At 52.8% G+C, this 22,075-nt stretch carries 22 protein-coding genes; 14 read left to right on the forward strand and 8 right to left on the reverse strand.

The window, feature by feature from the left end:
• Positions 1-22 precede the first annotated feature (22 nt).
• Entirely contained in the window at positions 23-571 is a 549-nt protein-coding gene (gene fae / locus ACIKP9_RS11965) for a formaldehyde-activating enzyme (RefSeq protein WP_400883162.1), read from the reverse strand.
• Positions 572-730: 159 nt separating this feature from the next.
• Here fae and ACIKP9_RS11970 point away from each other — a divergent pair, with 159 nt between their 5' ends.
• Genes ACIKP9_RS11970 through ACIKP9_RS11980 form a run of 3 tightly spaced genes read left to right on the forward strand, consistent with a single transcriptional unit; the run spans position 731 to position 3,609 of the window.
• Positions 731-1,150 carry a secondary thiamine-phosphate synthase enzyme YjbQ gene (locus ACIKP9_RS11970; protein WP_230348728.1) on the forward strand — a complete coding sequence of 140 codons (420 nt, stop codon included), beginning with the start codon at positions 731-733 and terminating at the stop codon, positions 1,148-1,150.
• 3 nt (positions 1,151-1,153) lie between these two features.
• On the forward strand, positions 1,154-1,771 hold the full coding sequence (gene kefF, locus ACIKP9_RS11975) for a glutathione-regulated potassium-efflux system oxidoreductase KefF (RefSeq protein ID WP_400883166.1): 618 nt from the start codon (positions 1,154-1,156) through the stop codon (positions 1,769-1,771).
• A complete protein-coding gene (locus ACIKP9_RS11980) occupies positions 1,771-3,609 on the forward strand; it encodes a monovalent cation:proton antiporter-2 (CPA2) family protein (protein ID WP_400883169.1) in 1,839 nt (612 codons plus the stop codon). Before kefF ends, ACIKP9_RS11980 begins: the two co-directional genes overlap by 1 nt.
• A gap of 35 nt (positions 3,610-3,644) precedes the next feature.
• Here ACIKP9_RS11980 and ACIKP9_RS11985 read toward each other — a convergent pair whose 3' ends face one another.
• Positions 3,645-4,073 (reverse strand): CBS domain-containing protein, encoded by a 429-nt coding sequence (locus ACIKP9_RS11985; RefSeq protein ID WP_400883172.1) that lies wholly within the window; start codon positions 4,071-4,073, stop codon positions 3,645-3,647.
• 182 nt (positions 4,074-4,255) lie between these two features.
• On the opposite strand from ACIKP9_RS11985, the gene ACIKP9_RS11990 reads away from it, so the two are divergent.
• From ACIKP9_RS11990 to ruvA, 9 genes are all read left to right on the forward strand, one after another.
• Positions 4,256-4,768, forward strand: coding sequence for a MarR family winged helix-turn-helix transcriptional regulator (locus ACIKP9_RS11990; protein ID WP_400883175.1), 513 nt, complete (start codon positions 4,256-4,258; stop codon positions 4,766-4,768).
• 59 nt (positions 4,769-4,827) lie between these two features.
• Positions 4,828-5,295 carry a YybH family protein gene (locus ACIKP9_RS11995; protein ID WP_400883178.1) on the forward strand — a complete coding sequence of 156 codons (468 nt, stop codon included), beginning with the start codon at positions 4,828-4,830 and terminating at the stop codon, positions 5,293-5,295.
• Positions 5,296-5,319: 24 nt separating this feature from the next.
• Positions 5,320-5,700, forward strand: a complete 381-nt coding sequence (locus ACIKP9_RS12000) for a YybH family protein (RefSeq protein WP_400883180.1) — start codon at positions 5,320-5,322, stop codon at positions 5,698-5,700.
• A gap of 33 nt (positions 5,701-5,733) precedes the next feature.
• Entirely contained in the window at positions 5,734-6,651 is a 918-nt protein-coding gene (locus tag ACIKP9_RS12005; RefSeq protein ID WP_400883183.1) for a DMT family transporter, read from the forward strand.
• A gap of 180 nt (positions 6,652-6,831) precedes the next feature.
• A complete protein-coding gene (locus ACIKP9_RS12010; protein WP_400883186.1) occupies positions 6,832-8,025 on the forward strand; it encodes an anaerobic sulfatase maturase in 1,194 nt (397 codons plus the stop codon).
• Positions 8,026-8,108: 83 nt separating this feature from the next.
• Entirely contained in the window at positions 8,109-9,773 is a 1,665-nt protein-coding gene (locus ACIKP9_RS12015; RefSeq protein ID WP_400883189.1) for a sulfatase family protein, read from the forward strand.
• 118 nt (positions 9,774-9,891) lie between these two features.
• A complete protein-coding gene (locus ACIKP9_RS12020; protein ID WP_400883192.1) occupies positions 9,892-10,617 on the forward strand; it encodes a YebC/PmpR family DNA-binding transcriptional regulator in 726 nt (241 codons plus the stop codon).
• Complete coding sequence (ruvC, locus tag ACIKP9_RS12025; RefSeq protein ID WP_400883195.1) at positions 10,617-11,159, forward strand: crossover junction endodeoxyribonuclease RuvC; 543 nt, start codon at positions 10,617-10,619, stop codon at positions 11,157-11,159. Before ACIKP9_RS12020 ends, ruvC begins: the two co-directional genes overlap by 1 nt.
• Entirely contained in the window at positions 11,156-11,740 is a 585-nt protein-coding gene (gene ruvA / locus ACIKP9_RS12030; RefSeq protein ID WP_400883198.1) for a Holliday junction branch migration protein RuvA, read from the forward strand. Before ruvC ends, ruvA begins: the two co-directional genes overlap by 4 nt.
• Positions 11,741-11,928: 188 nt before the next feature.
• Here the strand turns inward: ruvA and ACIKP9_RS12035 are convergent, their stop codons facing one another.
• From ACIKP9_RS12035 to ACIKP9_RS12060, 6 genes are all read right to left on the reverse strand, one after another.
• On the reverse strand, positions 11,929-13,233 hold the full coding sequence (locus ACIKP9_RS12035) for an LLM class flavin-dependent oxidoreductase (RefSeq protein WP_400883201.1): 1,305 nt from the start codon (positions 13,231-13,233) through the stop codon (positions 11,929-11,931).
• Positions 13,234-13,235: 2 nt separating this feature from the next.
• Positions 13,236-15,521 (reverse strand): TonB-dependent receptor, encoded by a 2,286-nt coding sequence (locus tag ACIKP9_RS12040; RefSeq protein WP_400883204.1) that lies wholly within the window; start codon positions 15,519-15,521, stop codon positions 13,236-13,238.
• 85 nt (positions 15,522-15,606) lie between these two features.
• A complete protein-coding gene (locus ACIKP9_RS12045; protein ID WP_400883207.1) occupies positions 15,607-16,425 on the reverse strand; it encodes a carbohydrate ABC transporter permease in 819 nt (272 codons plus the stop codon).
• The gene (locus ACIKP9_RS12050) at positions 16,425-17,348 is read right to left on the reverse strand and encodes a carbohydrate ABC transporter permease (RefSeq protein ID WP_400883209.1); all 924 of its coding nucleotides are present in this window, start codon (positions 17,346-17,348) and stop codon (positions 16,425-16,427) included. The genes ACIKP9_RS12045 and ACIKP9_RS12050 overlap by 1 nt, the downstream gene beginning before the upstream one ends.
• The gene (locus tag ACIKP9_RS12055) at positions 17,345-18,610 is read right to left on the reverse strand and encodes an ABC transporter substrate-binding protein (RefSeq protein ID WP_400883212.1); all 1,266 of its coding nucleotides are present in this window, start codon (positions 18,608-18,610) and stop codon (positions 17,345-17,347) included. Before ACIKP9_RS12055 ends, ACIKP9_RS12050 begins: the two co-directional genes overlap by 4 nt.
• Positions 18,607-19,746 carry an ABC transporter ATP-binding protein gene (locus ACIKP9_RS12060; protein ID WP_400883215.1) on the reverse strand — a complete coding sequence of 380 codons (1,140 nt, stop codon included), beginning with the start codon at positions 19,744-19,746 and terminating at the stop codon, positions 18,607-18,609. The genes ACIKP9_RS12055 and ACIKP9_RS12060 overlap by 4 nt, the downstream gene beginning before the upstream one ends.
• Positions 19,747-19,953: 207 nt before the next feature.
• On the opposite strand from ACIKP9_RS12060, the gene ACIKP9_RS12065 reads away from it, so the two are divergent.
• Both ACIKP9_RS12065 and mgrA read left to right on the forward strand, forming a co-directional pair.
• A complete protein-coding gene (locus tag ACIKP9_RS12065) occupies positions 19,954-20,979 on the forward strand; it encodes a LacI family DNA-binding transcriptional regulator (protein ID WP_400883218.1) in 1,026 nt (341 codons plus the stop codon).
• Between the two features lie 25 nt (positions 20,980-21,004).
• The gene (mgrA, locus tag ACIKP9_RS12070; RefSeq protein ID WP_400883221.1) at positions 21,005-22,045 is read left to right on the forward strand and encodes an L-glyceraldehyde 3-phosphate reductase; all 1,041 of its coding nucleotides are present in this window, start codon (positions 21,005-21,007) and stop codon (positions 22,043-22,045) included.
• Positions 22,046-22,075 lie beyond the last annotated feature (30 nt).

Consider the following 22,075-nt stretch of genomic DNA (forward strand, 5'->3'; position numbering starts at 1 on the left):
AATGGCAGATGAAACTTGCTATTTATATTTTGCCGTCCAGGCCCATCTGGAAATATTTGTGGACGATTTTTTCCTGGTTTTCCAATAGCCAGTCGATATCCGGCTTGTTGCTCATCGCCTTGTGGATGGCATTGGCAGTCGCCTTGCGGTGGATATCAAACAGGATCTTGTGATCCAGGTTATCTTGTTCGGCCACGATAGGGTTGAGCCAGACCGAGACGATGATGCCGAGGTCATTGGCTTTTTCCTTAGGGATGTCGCCATTACGCACCGCATCCAGCACGCCATTGGCGATCGCGGCTTGCACGGTGCCCATGAGGATGTTGGTATAACGCTCATTCTTGACGGTGACCTTGCTCACCATGATGGTGGCAGGGCGGACCATAATGTCGGTGTTGAGGATGGCAAGTACACGGGAGTGGCCTTTCACTTGGTCGCCGAGCAATGTGCCGAAAGCCGTCCCCATAGGGCCATCCATCTCGCCGATGATGACTTCAGGCTCTGCTGCCGTGCCAGGAGGGCCTCCTGCTACCAGGGCCTCGCCGACGCGCATGAAAATCTTGTCACTCACTTGTTTCTCCTTGCTGATGAAATGAAATAGATAACGAAAATAATGGATCAGTTACTTTTAACTGAAATCCGCGCTAATTGCAAAAATGCTGGCAGACCACTCAATGACAACAGCGGCAGGCTATAATTTCCCGGCTTACTATTTTTAAAGGCAAAACCCATGAAAAGTTACCGTAAAGAGCTGTGGTTCAATGCGCCTTCGCGCGTGGCATTTATCAACATTACGCACGAAGTCGAGGCCTGTTTGCGCGAGAGCGGTGTCAGGGAAGGGATGGTGTTGGTGAATGCCATGCACATTACTGCCAGCGTCTTTATCAATGACGATGAATCCGGTTTGCATCATGACTACCGCGAGTGGCTGGAGCGCCTTGCACCGCATGAGCCTATTCGCAATTATCGCCACAATGATACTGGCGAAGATAATGCCGATGCGCATATGAAGCGCCAGGTGATGGGACGTGAAGTGGTCGTAGCGGTGACTGACGGGCAATTGGACTTTGGCCCGTGGGAACAGATTTTTTACGGTGAGTTCGATGGGCGGCGCAACAAGCGCGTCCTGGTTAAGATTATTGGTGAGTAAGCTTTGAAGCAGCGTGTGCTGGTAATCGTGGCGCATCCTGCGCTGGAAAGCTCTCGCGTCAATCGCGCTTTACTGGAGTCGGCGCGGCAATGTGATGGCGTTGAAGTGCATGATCTTTATGCACGCTATCCAGAGCAGATGATCGATGTGCGGCACGAGCAGGCTCTGGTCGATGCGCACGATGTGTTGGTGTTTCAGCATCCGATGTATTGGTATTCTTGCCCAGCCTTGCTCAAGAGCTGGTTCGACTCTGTGCTGAGTTATGGCTGGGCATATGGCGATAATGCCACCAGGCTGACAGGAAAGGCCTGGGTGCAGGCGGTTTCCACTGGCGGTTCGGAAATTGTTTATCAGAGGCGTGGATACAATTGTTTTTCTATCGCTGAGTTGTTGCGACCATTCGAGCAGACGGCACGGTTATGCAACATGCGCTATCTACAGCCATTCCTTACTCAGGCGGCAGATACTTTGAGCGATGAGGCTTTGCATGAGCATGCTGCTCATTATGCGGCATGGTTGATGCAACTTACCGAGGGGAACGGGCCGCCGCAGGTTGATAGCCTCCAGATGGAGCAGGCTGAATATTTGGTAGCTGCCAATCCGACGTTAGAGACATCCTGATGACTGAAGTACATATTCCCTCCTTGTTGCTCGAAAGCGCCATCTATCTTGGTGCTGCCGTGCTGGCTGTGCCTGTTTTTCGGCGCATCGGGCTTGGCTCGGTGCTGGGCTACCTGTTTGCTGGCATCGTGATCGGCCCTTGGGGCTTGTCTTTGGTGGCAGATACCGAGTCGGTCATGCATTTTTCCGAATTTGGCGTGGTCATGATGTTGTTCTTGATCGGTCTGGAGATCGAGCCGGATAAGTTGATGACATTGCGCATGCCGATTTTTGGTATGGGTGGCTTGCAGGTCGTGATTACCGCAGCGCTGGTGTATGCCGCTGGCATCGCTTTCGGATTGGAGTGGCGCTTGTCGTTGGTGGTCGGTATGGGGGTAGCCATGTCGTCAACAGCGATTGCCATGCAGATGCTTGCTGAACAGGGGGCATTGAATCGTCCGTCCGGACGCTCTGCGTTCTCGGTGCTGTTATTCCAGGATCTTGCCGTTATTCCTATCATGATCCTGTTATTGGTGATCGCACCGGGCGCTCACACTGCGCATGGCGTGCACATGGACTGGCTCGCCATTCTCAAGGCGGTATCCTTGGTTGTGCTGCTTGTGCTGGGTGGGCAATACCTGCTGCGGCCAGTGTTGCGGTATGTCGCCAACACAGGCTTGCGCGAGATTTTCATTGCCTTCGCCTTGTTCTTGATCATCGGCGTTTCCATCCTTATGACGCTGGTTGGCCTCTCCATGGCCTTGGGCGCTTTTATTGCGGGCGTCTTGCTGGCGGATTCCGAGTACCGGCAAGAGCTGGAATTGGATATTGAGCCTTTCAAGGGACTGCTATTAGGGTTGTTCTTTATTTCGGTGGGTATGTCCGTCAACCTTGATTTGGTGTTGCAGCAGCCGGGGTTGGTGATTGGTTTGGCGCTGGGGTTTGTGCTTTTCAAGCTGCTGTTGCTGTTCGGTCTTGCCAAGGCATTCAAGCTGGATAATGCGGGAGGGCTGATGTTCGCCGTGACTTTGTCGCAGATCGGCGAGTTTGCCTTTGTGATCTTTGGCGCGGCACTGGATGCCAAGGTGATTCGTTATGAACACGGTGCATTGCTGAATTCAGTAGTGGCGGTATCTATGGTCACCACTCCTTTGCTGTTGCTGGGCATTCATGCGGTGTATCGACGCCGTTTGCAGCAGCGACGCAAGGATGGGCGACATGACGAGTTTGACCAGGAACGTCCAGTCATTGTGGCGGGTTTTGGTCGTGTGGGGCAGGTGATTACCCGGCTGTTGACCAGTGTTGGCGTAGAGCCTACCGTGATTGAGCATGACCCTAACCAGATCGAGTTGATGCGTGGTTTTGGCTATCGAGCATATTACGGCGACATTACGCGGCCTGATGTCTTGAGGGCTGCAGGCATTGCGCACGCAAAATTGTTGATATTGGCAATAGATGACGCGGAAGAGGCCTTGGAGACTGCACGTTATGTGCGCGAATACTATCCTGATGTGAAAATCCTGGCGCGTGCACGTAACCGGACCTATGCCTTCGATTATATGGATCTTGGCATTGATTGCGTGCGGGAGACCTTCCTGAGTGCCGTGCACCTGGGGGAAAAGGCATTGCGGGAAATGGGCTACTCACCGTTCGATGCCTATGGCAAGGCTTGGCGCTTCCGTCAGGGTGATGAAAAGATGATGCGGGATGTGCATCCCATCCACACCGATATGCAACAGGTGGTGTCCTACACCGTGCGTGCGCGACAAGATTTGCAGCGTACCTTGATGCGTGAAACCGAGGAGGCTGCTGCAAATCCTGGGCACAATGCCTGGGAAGGCCAGAACACATCCAGTTAGTGATTGCGCCCACCTTTAGGTGGGGGGAGCTATCGCTAGCTCTGGATATAACTTTCCAATTGTTTGATCAGGAACTCTTGATAAGCGATGGTTTCCTTCACCAGATCGCCGATGGAGAGCAGCCCGATCAATTGATCATGTTCCAATACCGGCAAATGGCGAATGCGTTTGCCGGACATCAGGTTCATGCAGTGGTCAACCGTATCATCCGGACTGACCGTGATCAGTTGTACTGACATGATGTCGCCTACTGTCGTGGTCTTGGACGTTTTACCCTTGATGACTACCTCACGCGCGTAATCGCGCTCGGAAAAGATACCTACCATCTTGTCACGCTGCATGACGACTAATGCGCCGATATGATGCTCGGCCATGAGTAGCAAGGCGTCATAGACCAGGCTCTCTGGTGATACTGAATAAATGGTGCTGCCTTTGGTTTCCAGAACTTGCCTCACGGTTTTCATGTTGGCTCCTCCTTCGTTTTCTTATTGGCGTGGGATCAATATACACCTTATTGAAGCGGGGTTAAATGGTTGAGCGAGCAACAGAATGTCAGCTCAGACATTCTGTTGATTTGGTATGAAAATTCTGAATAAGACAGGATGCGATTGACATAATTAGCTGGCTAATTATAATTCGACTAATCATGTTGCAACTTAGAGACCTCCCCAGCAAAGCGGTGCTTGATAAATTTTCTGCACGTTATCCAGAAGCGGATGTCAGTGCAGTATCGTCCTTTTTGCATTTGTTAAGAGTGGCTAGTGATCTTTCACTGGCTTTGGATGCTTGCCTTAGTCAGCATGGTTTGCTGCAAGGGCGCTGGTGGGTGCTCATCTTGCTCATGCGCGAAGATCAGGGAGTTTCATTGCCTTCGGTACTGGCGGAAAAAGCGGGAGTGAGCCGTGCCACCATGACTGGCTTGCTCGATGGTCTGGAGCGCGATAGCCTGGTTGAACGTATTTTTGATACGGATGATCGCAGGCGGGTCTCGATACGTTTGACTGCGCAAGGGCAGGAGAAGTTGGATCAAGTCATGCCGGATTATTACACGCGCCTACGGCATTGTATGTCTGGCGTGACTGAGGCAGAGCGAGCAGTGCTTAACGACATTCTGCACAAGTTAAATGTCGGTATGGCGGCGTTTGATGTTGCCAAATAGTGCAACAGCGTTAGTGTAAGTGTATTTATATCAATATTTTTCAAGAGAGGAGCACCATCATGAAGATCAGCAAGGTGATAGTGGCAGTGGTATTGCTGGCGTTGGTTAGTGTCGCTGCGGTTGCGGTGTATCAATGTAATGCCAAGCCTAACGAGGAAGAGGCCAAGGCCATCGTCAATAAGCTTAATAGCGCATGGGATGAGGCATTTGCCCAAGCTTCTGCCGGTACCTTGGCGACTTATTACGATGCCAATGGCAGCTTGCTGCCTGCCGGTGGTGAGCAAGTAACAGGGGGCAAGGCGATTGCTGATTTCTGGTCTGGCTTGTTTGCAAAGGGATTTGCTGAGCACCAGATCACCAATGTCGAAACTGGTATTGTGGGTAACACCTTGTACCAGCGTGGCAAGTGGAGTGCGGTGCTTAAGAGTGCAGACAGCGAGCCACAACAATTCAGCGGCAACTTGCATATCCTCTACAAAAAGCAGGATGACGGTAGCTGGAAAATCCTCACGCATACCTGGAATTAATTTTTAGACTACAAAGGAAGCACGATGTCGAATAGCGATTTCAAGGCGACGGCCCAACAGCTTAACCAAGCATGGGATGCCGCTTTTAATGCCAAGGATCATGCCTTGGTCACATCTTTCTACGATGATGCCGCCACTGTATTGCCTGCTGGTGCCGCGCAAATTACTGGTAAGGAAGCGTTGTTGGGCTTCTGGAAAACCTCTATTGCCCAAGGCATCATTGATCACAAGCTGGAGCTGCTAGAGGCTGGGGCTGATGCCAACTTGGCATTTCAGCGTGGTCACTGGAGTGCTGCAGTGATTGATCAACAAGGCAATCGCCAGAGCTTCAATGGTAATGTGCATTTGCTTTACAAGAAGCAGGCGGATGGCAACTGGAAGCTACTCAGCCATATCTGGAATTAAAGCTTAACTTAAGGCCCTGGGCCAGGAATCGACATGAACGCGGGAACCTCGACCACGGTGAAGGCCTTTGCAGCATTGCTGCTGCTGGCAATCCTGTGGGGCTATAACTGGGTAGTAATGAAGCATGCGCTGGATTATGCGGGTGCTTTCCAGTTTGGTGCCATGCGTACTTTTTATGGTGCCATGTGCTTGTTTGCGCTGCTGATCTTGATGCGCAAGCCACTCAAGCCCCGCGAGCTTCCCACCCTGATCTGGCTTGGGGTATTACAGACCTGTGGATTTACAGGCCTGATCATCTGGGCCTTGGTCGAAGGCGGCGCAGGCAAGACAGCAGTCCTGACTTACACCATGCCGTTCTGGGTCATGGTGTTGGCCTGGCCATTGTTGGGCGAGAAAATCCGCGGCATCCAGTGGCTGGCGGCGCTATTCTCAGTAATGGGCTTGCTGTTCATCCTTGATCCCCTGCATCTTGGTGCTGACCTTTTCAGCATGATGCTGGCGATACTGGGAGGGGTGTTCTGGGCGATCTCGGTAATTGTGGCCAAAAAACTGCACCATCGAGTACCAGACCTTGACCTGATGTCGCTCACGGCCTGGCAGATGTTATTTGGCTCGTTGCCCTTGGTGGCAATCGCCTTTATCGTGCCAGCCCCGCCGATAGACTGGAGCATGAACTTCATCGGCGCTGTGCTCTTCAATGCCGTGCTGTGTAATGCCTTGGCCTGGCTGCTTTGGCTCTATGCCCTGCAGCACTTGCCTGCCGGTATTGCCAGTATGACTTCGCTGCTGGCCCCCGTGATCGGTGTGCTGGCGGCATGGGCGCAGCTTGGTGAGGAGCCGAGTCAGGGAGAGGTGGTTGGCATGGCGCTGATAGGCGTTGCCTTGCTGATTATTTCATTGCACAGCATGAAGCGACATGAAGAAGTTGATCCGGCCATGGGGCAGGATTAAATGCTGTTCGCAAACCCGATGATTGGTTAAGCTAGCATGAAACATGGTCGGGGCTAAATAAAGGATAGTTTTAAGTTTGTAATGAAACGATCTATAGCCGGCCAGGCAGTTTTTATATAATGATTCATTCTAGTTGTTATATAAATTTCCATGGCGCGGTCTATTCAAAACTTCCAATTGATGGCTAAGCCCTCCGGGTCAATCTGCAACATTAATTGCTCGTATTGTTTTTACCTGGAAAAAGAGCACCTCTACCCTGACCGGAAAAGTCGCTGGAAGATGAATGGCGACACCTTAGAAAACTATGTGCGTAAGAATATCGAAGGGCAGCAGGCGCATGTGGTCGATTTTCTCTGGCAAGGGGGAGAGCCCACCCTGCTGGGTATTGATTTCTTTCGCGAGGCGATCCGCTTGCAACAGCAATATCGTGGGCATAAGCAGATCAACAACCTCTTTCAGACCAATGGCATCAATATCGACAATGATTGGGCGCGTTTTCTCAAGGAGCATCAGTTTCTGGTCGGGCTATCAATTGATGGTGACCGCGTCAGTAACGATGCGCACCGCCTGACCCGCACAGGAAAAAGTACCTTTGATGCTGTGATGCAGGGTGTCGCGGCACTCAGGCGCCATAAGGTCGAATTCAATACCCTCACCGTTGTAAATTCCGAAAATGTGAAGCGCCCGCTGGATGTTTACCGATTTCTCAAGGGTATCGGCAGCCGTCACATGCAGTTCATCCCCCTGGTGGAGCGCCGTGCTGCGCAGCCGGATGAAAACGGCCTGATCCTGATCCAGCCGACGTTCTCCCGAGATTGCAGCGTCACGGAGTGGTCGGTTCCCGCCAGGGCTTATGGACGTTTTCTCAATGCCATTTTCGATGCCTGGATACAGCATGATATTGGCAATGTGTTTGTGATGAATTTTGAGCAGACGCTGACCAAAATGACAGGCCAGCCGAGCGCCTGTGTGATCAATGAAGCCTGTGGTGGCAACCTTATTGTCGAGTCGAATGGCGATGTGTATTCCTGCGATCATTTTGTCTATCCGGAGCACAAGCTGGGCAATATCAACCAGCATGACCTGGTGGCCATGGTGAATTCGCCCCAGAACATAAAGTTTGGCCAGGATAAGCTCGACAATATCAGCAAGGATTGCCTGGGGTGTGAAGTCAGGCCAGTGTGCAACGGTGGCTGCCCAAAACATCGTTTCGAGTTTTCCAGCGACGGTCAGCGCAACAGGAATTATTTTTGTGATGGATACAAAACGCATCTCACCCATGCCATGCCGCGCATGCAACTATTGTTGAGCCAGATGATGCGCAGGGAGCCTTTAAAAAAGGTAAAGAAACAGATCAAGGAAGCATTCTATTGAGCCTGTCCTATCAGCTCACCTCACTGAAAGTGAATGGAATGACCCACAGCCGGGTGATGGTATTGAAGAAAGAGAAAGTCCGTATGAACAGAAAAAAAGTCCTGGTTGCGCTGGCGCTGGCCATGCAGACCGCGATGCCCCAGGTTTCGATGGCCGCGTTACCAACACTGCCGGGCGCCGGCACAAAACCCAATGTGGTATACATTCTTGTCGATGATCAACGCTATGATGCTTTTGGCTTCCTGAAACCAGCCCTGCAAACACCACATATGGACAGCATTGCCAAGGAAGGGACTTATTTTAAGAATGCATTCGTGACTACATCGTTGTGCTCACCGAGTCGTGCCAGCATTCTCACCGGCATGTATGCACATCACCATGGTGTATCGGATAACAATCCGATGGATCTTTCGCATTTGAGTTATTTCCCGCAGCTGCTGCGTGACCAGGGTTATCAGACGGGTTTCTTTGGTAAATGGCATTTTGGTGGTGCGGATAAAACAGCGACCAAGGGATTTGCGGGATTTGATCGTTGGGTTGGTTTGTTGGGGCAGGGCAACTATTACCCTGTTGGCAATTATGGTGAGCCTGAGAAACTTAATATTGATGGAAAGCTGGTGCCGCAGAAAGGCTATATCACGGATGAGTTGACTGACTACGCCGTGGACTGGTTGAACCATCTCGATAAGCGCAAGCCGTTTATGATGTACTTATCTCATAAAGGTGTGCATTCTGAGTTCTATCCTGCCAAGCGCCATCGTGGCAGCATGAAAGATGTTCAGTTCCCCCGTCCCGATACATATGCCGATACTGAGGAAAATTACGCTGGTAAGCCGATGTGGGTAAAGAATCAGCGCAATAGCTGGCATGGTGTGGATTACCCCTACAACTCCAACCTGGAGATTGAGCAATATCAGCGAGATTATTATGAAACCCTGCGTGCGGTGGATGATAGTGTTGGGCGCGTGCGGGAGTGGTTGAAACAGAATGGCCTAGATAAAAATACCATCATCATGGTGATGGGTGATAATGGCTTCATGTTCGGTGAGCATGGTCTCATCGACAAGCGCAATGCCTATGAGGAATCGATACGCGTGCCCTTGATTGCTGCCGGGCCAGGGTTTGCCAAAAACAAGGTGGAAGAAGGTATTGTCAGGAATATTGATGTTGCGCCTACTATATTAGAGGCCGCAGGCATCGAGACACCGCAGCATTATGATGGTCAAAGCTTCTGGAAGCTGGGCCTAGATAGTGAAAGGGCTGCTAAGCGGCCAGATAATTTTGTCTACGAATATTTCTGGGAATATACCTTCCCACAAACGCCGACAACGTTTGCTATCCGTACAGCGCAATATAAATACATACAGTATTACGGTATTTGGGATAAGGAAGAGTTGTACGACATGCAGCGCGATCCGCAGGAAAAGCACAATCTGATCGACTCCAAGGATGAGGCTATCATCAAGACTAAAGTGGCGTTACGTAAACAGCTTTATGATGGGTTGCAGACCAAGCAAGGCAAGAATGTGATTCCTTATAACCAGCGCGTATCTCCAGGGATGGTGTATCGCTACGAAGGCACGGGTGAGCAACTGGCCACATTTCCACGGGAATGGTTGAGAGATTATGATCCTGAAGATATTTTCGCTGGTTTCTTCCCGGATCAGGTCGGCAAGGAGGCCAAGGTGAAAGCGGCGGATGATGCGAGACGCAAGGGCAAAAAAATTCTTGAGGAGTTATTGAAATAGGATAAAGCCGGGCTGTCGTCCCTGATCTTGTCAATCAGGATGGGGAGGCAGACCAGGTAAGCTCTATGGTAAAATCCGCCAAGTTTTTTGCACAATTCGCAATCAAAGGATTTTACACATGGCAGGGCATTCCAAATGGGCCAACATCCAGCACCGTAAAGGTCGCCAGGATGCTAAGCGTGGCAAGATTTTCACCAAGCTGATCAAGGAAATCACTGTATCTGCGCGCCTTTCGGGCGGCGATCTCAATTTCAATCCGCGCCTGCGCGCTGCCGTGGCAGAAGCCAAGGAGCAGAACATGCCAGCGGATAACATCACGCGTGCGATCAAACGTGGTACTGGCGAGCTTGAAGGCGTCAACTACGAAGAAATCCGTTATGAAGGTTATGGTATTGGTGGTGCTGCCATCATTATCGACTGCCTGACCGATAACAAGCAGCGCGCGGTCGCTGATGTGCGTCATGCCCTGAGCAAAAATGGTGGCAATCTCGGCACTGATGGTTCGGTTTCTTTCATGTTCAAGCACTGCGGCGTGTTAGTGTTCGAGCCAGGCACCAGCGAAGATCAAGTGATGGAAGCTGCACTGGAAGCCGGTGCGGAAGATGTGGTGACAGATGAGGATGGCAGCATCGAGGTGATTACCTCGCCTGGTGACTTCACTGTGGTGAAAGAGGCATTGGAAGCGGCAGGTCTGAAGCCGGTATTGGCTGAAGTAACGATGAAGCCGGATAACGAAACTGTGTTCAGCGGTGAAGATGGTGCCAAGATGCAGAAGCTGCTGGATGCGCTGGAAGATCTTGATGACGTGCAGGATGTCTACACGACAGCCGTGATCGAGGAGTAATGACAACGCGTATCCTCGGTATCGACCCCGGCCTGCGCTTGACGGGCTTCGGGGTGATTGAGAAAACCGGCGAGAAGCTTGCCTATATTGCAAGTGGCACCATCAAGACGACGACTGGCAAGGGCAGTGAAATCGAGGATTTGCCAACCCGGCTCAAGATCATTCTTGATAGCCTTGCCGAGGTAATCGCCAGCTACCAGCCGCAGCAGGCTGCCATCGAGAAGGTGTTTGTCAACGTCAATCCCCAGTCTACCTTGTTGTTAGGCCAGGCGCGCGGTGCTGCGATCAGTGCGCTGGTGTTGCAGAATCTGCCGGTGGCGGAATACACCGCCTTGCAAGTCAAGCAATCCGTGGTTGGTAATGGCCATGCCGCGAAGGATCAGGTCCAGGAGATGGTCAAGCGTTTGCTCAATCTGCCTGGCCTGCCCAGGCCGGATTCGGCAGATGCGTTGGCTTGTGCGATTTGCCATGCACATGGCGGGCAGGGCTTGGGTAAATTGGCAACGGCAGGATTCAGGGTAAAGGGTGGCAGGTTAATATGATTGCAAGATTAAGCGGTATCCTCATTGAGAAAACCCCACCGCAGGTGGTGATTGATTGCCATGGCGTGGGTTATGAATGCGAAGTGCCCATGAGCACTTTCTATAACCTGCCAGCCACGGGTGAAAAAGTCGTGCTATTGACCCAGTTCATCGTGCGTGAGGATGCGCAACTCTTGTATGGCTTTGGTTCTGAGCAAGAGCGTGCAACTTTCCGCCAATTGCTCAAGGTGAATGGTATAGGTGCAAAGTCAGCGCTTGCTATCCTTAGCGGCCTGTCTGTTGATGATCTTGCCCAGGCCGTGGCCTTGCAGGAAACCGGGTTGCTGACCAAGGTGCCTGGCATAGGCAAGAAAACAGCCGAGCGCCTGCTACTGGAGCTCAAGGACAAGTTTTCTATTGATGGCGGAGCTACGTTAGCAGGTACGAATCAGGCTAAATCAGCCAGTGGAGACGTGCTCAATGCGCTGCTGGCGCTAGGTTACAACGAGCGCGAAGCGTTGGCGGCCGTGAAGCAATTGCCTGCTGATACCTCGGTTGCTGAAGGTATTAAGCTGTCGCTCAAGTCGCTTTCTAAAGTATAAGCAAAAATATCCCTTTATTTCTCGCGCCATGCAGGGCAGTGGCCTAGCATTTTCTGGGTATGCCCTCCTGCGACTGGGCATACTTGTGCTCAGCCTTGTCCGTCTCTGATGATTTAAAAAGAAAATGCCTGGCGATAGTTGCCAGGCATGTAAGGTGATTAATGGAGGGAAGGCTGTGTGGTGTGCTATCAGGCTTTGCTATAGCGATTCACCGGTTTCTTCAACCCTAGGTGTTCGCGTAATGTGCTGCCTTGGTACTGGGTACGGAAAATACCACGTCGCTGTAATTCCGGCACTACCAACTCCGTGAAGTCGCGCAAGCCGCCTGGTAGCCAGGGGGCCATGACATTAAAACCATCTGCACCGCCTTGCTCGAACCACTCCTGTATTTTGTCCGCCACGGTTTCTGGCGTCCCTATAACGGTCAGATGACCGCGCCCGCCAGCAATGCGCAGGTATAACTGGCGTATGGTCAGGTGTTCGCCTTGGGCCAATTCAGTCAGCAGTTTCTGCCGACTTTGCTGGCCATTGTCGGTCAGTGGCAGCTCTGGCAATGGGCCATCAATCGGGTAGGGTGACAAATCAAAGTTACCGATCATGCGCCCCAGCAATGCCAAGCCAGACTCAGGGTCAACCAGCTCTTGCAGTTTGTTGAACTTTGCCTCTGCTTCTGCCTGGGTGCGCCCCACAATGCTGAAGATGCCAGGCATGATTTTCAGGCTCTCAGGTTGCCTGCCGTATTTTGCCAGGCGACCCTTGAGATCCTGATAAAAAGCCTGTGCCGAGCTCAAGGTTGGATGGGCAGTGAATACGACTTCTGCGGTTTCCGCCGCCAACTCGCGCCCCGTTTCCGATCCACCTGCCTGTACGATCACCGGTCTACCCTGTGGGCTGCGAGCTACGTTAAGCGGCCCGGCCACATTGAAGTACTTGCCGTGGTGATCAAGCGTATGCAGCTTGCTGCGGTCAAACCAGATGCCTTTCTCCTTATCGTTAAGAAACGCGCCTTCTTCCCAGGTATCCCACAAGCCGGTCACCACATCGTAGAACTCACGTGCCCTTGCGTAGCGCTCGGCATGGGGAACATGCTGCGGTAGGCCGAAATTGGCAGATTCCGAGGCATTGTCGGAGGTCACCAGGTTCCAGCCACTGCGTCCACGCGAAATCTGGTCGAGAGAGGCAAATTTGCGCGCGATGTGGTAGGGCTCGTTATAGGTCGTGGTAGCTGTGCCGATCAGGCCGATGCGCTTGGTCACCGCTGCCAGCGCGCTTAGCAAGGTCAGCGGCTCCAGCCCCGCGGGGCCTGCGGCAGCCGTGACTGCATCGGCAAAAAACACCGCATCGAAATGCGCTGCTTCTGCCAATTGCGCAGCTTCCTTATAGACGGCGAACGGGTCGTCATCCAGCACATTGTCCGGGTAGCGCCATCCGGCCACATGGTGACCATTACGGATAAGAAACGCGCCCAGGCTGAGTTGACGGGGTTGGCTCATGATTAAAAGTCCTTTCTCACTTGAACGCCGAAGTAGCGAGCATCGTCGCGGGGGACGAAGCGATGGGAGACAGTCGCATTGCCAGACAATGTGGTGGCATATGAGCGATCCAGCAGATTGCGGCCTACTACGGCAAAGCGCCAGCCATCCTGGGTGGAAAGCGCAACGCTGGCGTTCCAGATGCCATAGGCTTCCTGAATGGTGGCATCTGTCTGTGGTATTAGTACGAATTGTTGTTTACTTTGCCAGGTGTAGTCGGTGCCAACGTCAACTATATAGCCATTGTTTAGAGGGATAGCATAGTTGGCGCGTACTACGGATTTGAACTTGGGAGCAAATGGCAGTGGCTTGCCATTGACCTGGCAACTAGCATCGGTTGGAGGGCAATTGAGATTGTCAATGCGTGCATCTACATAAGCCAACGAGCCAGATAAGCTTAGTCTGGAGGTGGCTTTTGCATTAACGTCTAGTTCAACCCCCCGAGTAGATACATCACCAGCATTGATTAGCCGGTATATGAACACATTGTTGCCAACATTTTCTGGAGCATTGGCCTGGTAGTTTTTATATTTAGTATAAAAAGCTGCTGCATTAAAGATAAGGCGATTATCAAGCCATGCCGATTTTAGGCCGATCTCGAAGGAGTTAGCTGTTTCAGGAGCCAGCGCGTTTGTATCATTATTACCATCGAACATATTGAAAAATACGTTGTACGCTGGACCTTTGTAGCCACGAGAATAGGTAGCGTAGGTCATTACATCTTTGCTCAAGTCATATTGTGCACCTAGTCGACCAGAGTATTCGCTTGCGCTAGTGGTTCCTTTTCTGAGTGGCTGGCTGGATCTGACCGCTGCCTGTATTCCAGAAGGGACATTACTGTTACGTATATGGTCGAAAGATAAGTCGTCATGCGTGTAACGCAGGCCTAAAATGCCGCGAAGCTCGGGTGTAAAGTTCAGAGTACTTTCACCAAATAGCGAGATGCTGTCATTTTCCACCCCGTAGTCAGAACGTCCTACAAGGTTTGCGCCAGCCAGGGTCGTTGCGTTGCGTTGATAGACCTCATCAGTTTTGCTCTTGAGATAATAGATACCTGCTACATACTCAAGGAATTGTTCCTTGGGTGATGCTAAGCGAATTTCTTGTGAGAACTGCTTGGAGTCTACTGTTCCCCTGTCCCGAGTTGCGGGGTAGGCGGTTGTGATTCTACTGAGATCATAGTTGTTACCTATTGGAGATGAGGAAGTGTTTTGCGTATTATCCCAAGTGCGGAATGCTGTGATTGATGTCAAAGTGTAGTCATTGATGCGCCAATCGACTTGCGCAGAAATTCCTTGATTGGTATCGGTGATTTCGTTTTTGCCATCGCTACGGACTGTGCGGTTTCCCTTGCTGGCTTGCACTGGACTAATAGCTTGGTTAAACGCAGCATCTCGGGATTGATAAGGCACGGAAGCAATAGTATTAGTACCGTGGGTATAGTCGGCAATCAGAGTAATATCGAGGTCTTCATTTGGTGTCAGCAAGAACTTGGCGCGTGCGCCTTCGCGTTCATAACCGTTGAGACGGCCGCCGAGCACATTTTTTACGTTCCCGTCATAGTCGGCCCAGAGACCATTGATAGATGCATAGAGTAGGTCAGGTACTAATGTGCCGGAAAGACCAAAGCGGATGCGTTTCTCTCCACCTTCATAGTAGGAGGTATCGACATAAGCATGAGTGTCAGCACTGGGTTCCTTGGATACGATGTTGATGACACCCGCGGAGGCATTTTTGCCGAACAGGGTGCCTTGCGGGCCGCGTAAGACTTCGATGCGCTCAACATCCATTAGGTCCAGTGTTGCTTGACCGGGACGGGCATAGACCACGCCGTCAATCACGGTAGAAACGGTAGGTTCAATACCTGGTGATGTAGAGATTGTTCCTACACCACGAATGAAGATGGATGAGTCCTTGTTACCACCCTGCTGACGGAAGGTCAGGCTGGGCACTTCGTTGGCAATGGTCTGGATGCTGTTGAGATTGGATTGTTCCAGCTTTTTGCCATCCAGTACGGAAACCGCCACCGGGATAGATTGCAGGCTGGCTTCACGGCGGGTTGCGGTGACGGTAACGATACCGAGCGAAGGCTGTGCTTCTTGTTCGGAGGCTGTTTTCTTGCTTTCAGTTTCTTTGGGCTCTTCAGCTGCCAGCGCAGCGGAAATTCCGCCGGAAAGTAGTGCCGAAGCCAGCGCCAGGCGGATGCCGCTGCGCCGGAACTGTTGTAAGTGAGTATGGTGTGGTTTCATGCAGATTCCCCTAATTTAGTCGTAAAAATGATGTCGTTAGCCTGATACCCGTTGTCGGGAAACCAGGGGAATGAAAAGAAATGTTTCATCCTTTGATGCCTCCTGTGGTGAGCCCGCTGATGACGCGCTCCTGAAAGAGGACGATGAGGATGGCGAGTGGCACGATAGCAACCACCAAAGCGGCGGAGATCACCGGCCAGGGGAAGGTGAATTCCCCTTGATACAGCAGGATGCCAACGGGCAAGGTGCGGCTGCCTGGGGCAGCATTCAGCGCCAGTGCCAGCAGGAACTCATCCCAGGCATTGACGAAAGCCAGGATGCCCGCGGTAAACACGCCGGGAGCGGAGAGTGGCAGTACGATGCGGTATAGCGCTTGCAAGCGGGTGCAACCATCGAGCATGGCAGCGTTTTCAATGTCCTTGGGCACCTGTTGGAAAAAGCTTGCCAGCACCAGGGTGCAAACTGGCAGGCTTTGCACGGCGTAAGGCAGGATCAGTGCGCCATAGGTGTTGATCAGCCCTAGCCCGCGCATGATCTCAAACAGTGGTACCAATAATGTCGCGGGTGGAAACATGGCCACGGCAACCAGCAGGATGAGAATCAGGTCGCGATGCCGCAGCTGTAGCCGGGTGAGGGTATAGGCGGCACCTGTGGCTGCAAACAGGGTTAGCAGGGTAGATAACAATGCCACGGCAAAGCTGTTGCCGAGAAATAGCAGCAAGGGCTGATCGCTGAATGCATGCAGGTAATTGTTCAGACTGGGGTGTTGCGGCAGCCAGGTGATGGGGGTTTGCGCCAGCTCGATATCGCTCTTGAACGAAGTCAGCAATATCCACAGCGCGGGAAAAAAGCCGTTGATCAGCAGTACGGCTGCGGCAATCCAGCGTAAGGGGAGTTTCAGCATCACAGAGTCCCCTTGTAGAGTTTGCGCAGATAAATGGAGCTGACCACCATGGAGAGCAGGAACAACAGCACGGCCAATGCTGAGCCGTAGCCAACATCCATATATTCAATCGCTGTGGTGTTGATGAGGATGGATAAGGTTTCGGTATAGCGTGCAGGGCCGCCTTGCGTCATGGCATAGGGGATGTCAAAGGATTGCAGTGCGCTGATGGTGCGGAAGATCAGCGCGACCATCATGGCCGGTGCCAGCAAGGGCAGGGTAACGTGGCGGAAAGTCTGCCAGCGGCTGGCACCCTCCAGCTCTGCTGCTTCGTAGAGGCTGCGCGGGATAGTTTGCAGGCCCGCGAGCAGGATCAATGCAACGAATGAAGATGTTTTCCAGATGGTGGCGATGCAAATGGCGAAAAAGCCCCATTGCGGTATCAGCAGGAATGAGATCGGCGCAAAGCCTGCACGGCGCAGCAGATCATTGACTACGCCGTATTCCGTATTGAAGAACCAGGCGAAGATCATGCCGGAAAAAGCCAGCGGCAATGCCCATGGCAATAGCAGCGCCAGGCGTACTGGCCAGCGCCATTTCCACTCACGGTTGGCGAGCAGGGCCAGCCCAAGGCCAACCAGCAAGGCACCGGGTACAGTCACTACGCACAAGGCCAGCGTGAAGCGCACGGCGCGCCAGACATCCGGGTCGCGCAGGGCATCAAGATAGTTGGCAAAACCAATGAACATCGGGCCGCTATCGCTGAATAGGCTGATGGAATAAAAGCTGTCATGGATGACCTTGGCCACGGGGTATACCACAATCAGGCCGAGCAATAGCACGGCGGGGAGCAATAGCCAGAACGCCAGCGAGGCTTGACTGATATCGCCAGATTTCTGGCGCAGGCTGTGTTGCCGGCGTGTGAATATGGTGCGCAGGCTCAACGCAATATCCTTTCCAGGCGCAGGCTGATGTCTTCCAGGCCTTCTTCGGTCGTTAGTGAGCCGGCCAGCACGGCAGAAGTCGAGATGCGTAGCACGTCCGATACCTGCGCATAGCGTGCGGTCAACGGGCGTGACCTGGCGCCCAGCAATGCGGGTTTGGCATCCTTGAGCCAAGGGATCACGGCCTGGACATCTGCATCGTCATAAAGTGAGAGGTAAGGTGGCAGCAAGCCACCTTGCAGCGTGATGAAGCGTACACTTTCAGGCGATGCCAGAAAGCGCAGTAAATCGGCGGTCTGGGCCTTGTTGCGCGAATAGTTGGATAGCGCCCACTGCCATCCGCCCAGGCAAGTGGCGTGTTCTCCGCCCGGCATGGCCGGCATCCTGATAATGCCGACTTTATCCTTGACGCGGGAATCTGCATCGTTCTGGAACACGTTCCAGGCAAAGCCCCAGTTGATGGCGAAAATGGCATTGCCCGCCTTGAAGGTGTTGACGGTGTCGCCGGTCTTGACTTCGCCGACATGGCGGCGGATGACGTTTTTCTTAATCAGACCTGTCCATAGTGTCAGGCTTTGCAATGCGGCGGGTTTGTCCAATATCAGCTTGCCGTTTTTGTTGAGCACCTCCTTGCCTTGGCTCCAGTAAGGCAGCAAGAAGCTGCATACCGTGCCTTCGATCGGTGCGCCCTGCATGGAAAGGCCTTGCAGCGCTGGTTTGTTCTCTTGCTTGAGAATGGTTTGTGCGGCCGCTTCCAGCTCCTGCCAGCTCTGTGGTGGGGCAATGCCGTATTGCGCCAATAGATCCTTGCGGTAATACATGAACATGGCATCTGTCACCGCAGGCAGGGTATATAGCTGGCCTTTGATCAGGTTAGTCTGGCGATAAATGGGCAGGCCATCAGCAAGCAGGGCTTCCTTTTCTTTGCCAAGATACGGGTCTAGCGGGGCGATCCAGCTGGCAGTGGCGAATTGGTAGGGGTGGACGATGTCCAGCATCAGGGCGTCAAAGCTGGGATCGTGTGCATTGAGCAAGACGGAAAGGTATTTTCGTTGCAATTCTGAAGTGGCGGCACTGCTGCCAATTTCTATGCGGATGCCAGGGTGACTGGCTTCATAGCGGTCTGCCAGCGTGCGGAACAGATCAGGGCGTTGTGCTGGTCCGCCAATAAAAACGCGTAGCACGGTGTCTGCCTGAGCAGGCATTGCCCCAAGCATCAATAGCAAGAGTGACACGGTGCGGAGCGCATGCAGGAGGCTCATGCTGCCTGATCCTTGTTGCCGGCCTGGCGGGTCATGAGGCGTGTGCCTTTTTCGCTGTCGAACCAGTGCAGGTTTGCATGGGCGACATGAAGTTGCAGCTTCTGCCCGTTGACGACAGCCTGGTGGCCAGGCAGGCGAGCCTGTACCGTGAATGTCTCAAGATTGGCAGTGGGTTGTTCCAGGCGCAAAGTGGCAATGGTTTCTGCGCCCAATGGTTCAATCAGCTCAATGACGGCATTGAGGGTGATGGCGGCTTGGCCGTTGAGATGGCCAGGATCGATATACAGGTGCTCTGGCCGGATACCCAGTGTGATGGCTTGCTCGGGGGTGGTTTCAAGGTGGCCAACAGGCACGGTTTGCCCGGCAATAAAGGCTGATTGGCCGTTAGTAGACCATTGCAACGGCAGATCAAGCAAGTTCATCGCGGGCGAGCCCATGAAACCGGCCACAAAAGTGGTGGCGGGAGACTGATATATGTCTGCCGGTGTACCCAGTTGTTCGATACGGCCATGGTTGATGACGGCAATGCGGTCTGCCAACGTCATGGCTTCCACCTGGTCGTGCGTCACGTAGATCATGGTCTTGCCTAGGCGCTGGTGCAGGCGCTTGATCTCCATGCGCATCTCGGTGCGTAGCTTGGCGTCCAGGTTGGAGAGTGGCTCATCGAACAGGAATAGCTGGGCTTCGCGCACCAGGGCTCGGCCAATGGCTACGCGTTGGCGCTGTCCACCAGAAAGCGCGGCAGGCTTGCGTTGCAGCAGGTTAGTGAGCTGCAGAAGTTCTGCTGCTGCCTGCACTTTTTGCTCGATTTCGCTTTTAGGTGTGCCGCGGATGCTGAGGCCGAACGCCAAGTTGTCATACACCGTCTTGTGCGGATACAGGGCGTAGTCCTGAAACACCAACGCCATATTGCGCTCACGCGGAGGTAGGCGATTGATGCTGCGACCATCCAGGATCACCTGCCCTTCATCGGCATGATCCAGCCCAGCCACTATGCGGAGCAAGGTGGATTTCCCGCAGCCGGAAGGGCCAATGAGGACGAGGAACTCGCCCGAATCAATGTCCAGGTCGATATCCTTCAGGATATGCGTCTGGGCAAAGTGCTTGCTGATACGCTGCAAGCTAAGCTTTGCCATAGGTGCCTGCTTGTATTAAATGTGCTTTCAATATATCCGATTGCAATATTTGCTGAATAAAAGTGAAAGAGTTTGAAAATTTTAAAAACACTGATAATCTCAATGATGTTACCGGTAACATTAGAGATTTTCAGCAAGCCTTTACATGCTGTCAAAGAATTAAATTGAAATTAAATATTTTTAAAAGTTATATGTGGCTCAATATCTATGTCGGGTAAGCGTAAAGGTCTGGGCCGGGCAACGGTGCATGATGTGGCCAAGCTGGCTGGGGTTTCTTCCATCACTGTTTCGCGTTATTTCAAGCAGCCGGGCATCGTGTCTCAGGGGTTGCGGGATCGTATTGCCGATGCGGTAGCGCGGCTGGATTATTTACCCAATCATGCTGCTGGAGGCCTGGCGTCAACGCACGGGCGTATCGTGGCGATGGTGATCCCGAATATTTCAGGCCCGATCTTTGCCAATACCATCCAGAGCTTCAGTGATGAGTTAAACCGCCATGGCTACCAGTTGCTTCTGGCATCCAGTTCTTTCTCCATCGAGAAGGAGGAAAGCGCTGTGCGTGCCTTCCTGGGCTGGTCTCCTGCTGCACTGGTGTTAACCAGCCAATATCATTCCGAGGAAACAGAGCGTTTAATTGCAAAAGCCAATATGCCTATCGTGGAAACCTGGGATTATGTTCCGGCACGCAACCCTCTACAGGTGGGGTTCTCTCATGTGGAAGTGGGCCGGCAATCTGTGGCGTATCTGCACGGCAAGGGATATGAGCGGATTGCATTTGTGCAGAACAGCATGGTCGGCGACTTGAGCGCGCTGGATAGGCGGGATGGATATATTGCGCAGATGACCGAGAATGGCCTTAAGCCCTGGGTGTTTGTGCCGACTCAGGCTGATCCCTTCGAGGCAGGCCGGCAAGCGATTAATGCGCTGTTATTACGCCCCCAGCCTGCTGAAGCGATTATTTTTGCCAATGATAATCTGGCCGCTGGTGGCATGCTGGCCGGAACGCGTGCTGGCATGAGTTTCCCCGGGGATTGTGCCATCTTTGGTTTTGGTAATTATGCGTTTGCTGAATTGCTATTGCCTAGCCTGACCACTATTCGCCCTCCCGCCAGGGAAATCGGCGAGATTGCTGCTTTGCGGATATTACAGGCCTTGGGGGATATCCCGGTGGAAGGTGCCGTACCGCATTTGAACCTGCTGGATTGTGAATTGATTGTGCGTGAAAGCGCTTGAATATTGATGAATTGAAGGAGTAGCAATGACTTACCAAGCAAATGAAGCCCGTTATGACCAGATGCAATATCGCCGTTGTGGCAAGAGTGGCTTGAAACTACCCTTGCTATCGTTGGGCTTGTGGCACAACTTTGGCGATAACACTAATATCGCCGTGCAGCGCGATATGCTGCGCACCGCGTTTGATCTCGGCATCACCCATTTTGACCTTGCCAATAACTACGGCCCGCCCTATGGCAGTGCTGAAGCTAACTTCGGACAATTGCTCCGGCAGGATTTTCGTCCTTACCGCGATGAGCTGATTATTTCTACCAAGGCGGGATGGGACATGTGGCCAGGGCCTTATGGCCAGGGCGGCGGTTCGCGCAAATACCTGCTGGCGAGCCTGGATCAAAGCCTGCAGCGCATGGGGTTGGACTATGTGGATATTTTCTATTCCCACCGCTTCGATGCAGAAACTCCGCTGGAGGAAACGATGGGCGCCCTCGCTAGTGCTGTGCAGCAGGGCAAGGCGCTCTATGTTGGTATTTCCTCTTATTCTCCAGCCAAAACGCTGGAAGCCTCCAGGCTACTGCACGAGTGGAAAATCCCCTGCCTGATCCATCAGCCCTCCTACAATCTGCTGAATCGCTGGATAGAGCGCGGCCTACTTGATACCCTGCAGCAGGAAGGCATGGGCTGCATTACCTTTACCGCACTGGCCCAAGGGCTGCTCTCGGATAAATATCTCAACGGAATTCCGCAGGAGGCACGTATCAACCGCCCGGGTGGCAACTCCATCCCACCCAGCCACTTGAGCGAGCAAAACCTCAAGCGCATTAAGGGCCTCAATCAGATTGCATCACAGCGTGGGCAAACGCTGGCGCAGATGGCACTAGCCTGGGTGCTGCGCGACGAACGCGTGACTTCTACCTTGATTGGTGCAAGCAATAGCCAGCAGGTGCGCGAGAATGTTGCCGCTTTGCAGAACCTTGCCTTCACGGCAGAAGAGCTGGCGGCGATAGATGTCCTCGCCCAGGAAGGCGGCATTGATCTCTGGGCCGGATCATCCAGCGACTGGAAATAGCCAGTCCCGGTTAGTAAGTCGCGGAAGGTT

Origin of the sequence: Methylobacillus methanolivorans, from assembly GCF_044751345.1 — a bacterium.
GTDB classification, from domain to species: domain Bacteria; phylum Pseudomonadota; class Gammaproteobacteria; order Burkholderiales; family Methylophilaceae; genus Methylobacillus; species Methylobacillus methanolivorans.

Coding starts and splice junctions, on each gene's coding strand:
- ACIKP9_RS12060 (WP_400883215.1), bottom strand. CDS start 19,746: ATGGCAAAGCTTAGCTTGCAGCGTATCAGCAAGCACTTTGCCCAGACG.
- ACIKP9_RS11990 (WP_400883175.1), top strand. CDS start 4,256: ATGTTGCAACTTAGAGACCTCCCCAGCAAAGCGGTGCTTGATAAATTT.
- ACIKP9_RS12040 (WP_400883204.1), bottom strand. CDS start 15,521: ATGAAACCACACCATACTCACTTACAACAGTTCCGGCGCAGCGGCATC.
- ruvA (WP_400883198.1), top strand. CDS start 11,156: ATGATTGCAAGATTAAGCGGTATCCTCATTGAGAAAACCCCACCGCAG.
- ACIKP9_RS12005 (WP_400883183.1), top strand. CDS start 5,734: ATGAACGCGGGAACCTCGACCACGGTGAAGGCCTTTGCAGCATTGCTG.
- ACIKP9_RS12015 (WP_400883189.1), top strand. CDS start 8,109: ATGAACAGAAAAAAAGTCCTGGTTGCGCTGGCGCTGGCCATGCAGACC.
- ACIKP9_RS12000 (WP_400883180.1), top strand. CDS start 5,320: ATGTCGAATAGCGATTTCAAGGCGACGGCCCAACAGCTTAACCAAGCA.
- ACIKP9_RS12035 (WP_400883201.1), bottom strand. CDS start 13,233: ATGAGCCAACCCCGTCAACTCAGCCTGGGCGCGTTTCTTATCCGTAAT.
- ACIKP9_RS12065 (WP_400883218.1), top strand. CDS start 19,954: ATGTCGGGTAAGCGTAAAGGTCTGGGCCGGGCAACGGTGCATGATGTG.
- ACIKP9_RS11970 (WP_230348728.1), top strand. CDS start 731: ATGAAAAGTTACCGTAAAGAGCTGTGGTTCAATGCGCCTTCGCGCGTG.
- ACIKP9_RS11985 (WP_400883172.1), bottom strand. CDS start 4,073: ATGAAAACCGTGAGGCAAGTTCTGGAAACCAAAGGCAGCACCATTTAT.
- mgrA (WP_400883221.1), top strand. CDS start 21,005: ATGACTTACCAAGCAAATGAAGCCCGTTATGACCAGATGCAATATCGC.
- ruvC (WP_400883195.1), top strand. CDS start 10,617: ATGACAACGCGTATCCTCGGTATCGACCCCGGCCTGCGCTTGACGGGC.
- ACIKP9_RS12020 (WP_400883192.1), top strand. CDS start 9,892: ATGGCAGGGCATTCCAAATGGGCCAACATCCAGCACCGTAAAGGTCGC.
- ACIKP9_RS11995 (WP_400883178.1), top strand. CDS start 4,828: ATGAAGATCAGCAAGGTGATAGTGGCAGTGGTATTGCTGGCGTTGGTT.
- ACIKP9_RS12010 (WP_400883186.1), top strand. CDS start 6,832: ATGGCTAAGCCCTCCGGGTCAATCTGCAACATTAATTGCTCGTATTGT.
- ACIKP9_RS12055 (WP_400883212.1), bottom strand. CDS start 18,610: ATGAGCCTCCTGCATGCGCTCCGCACCGTGTCACTCTTGCTATTGATG.
- ACIKP9_RS11980 (WP_400883169.1), top strand. CDS start 1,771: ATGACTGAAGTACATATTCCCTCCTTGTTGCTCGAAAGCGCCATCTAT.
- ACIKP9_RS12045 (WP_400883207.1), bottom strand. CDS start 16,425: ATGCTGAAACTCCCCTTACGCTGGATTGCCGCAGCCGTACTGCTGATC.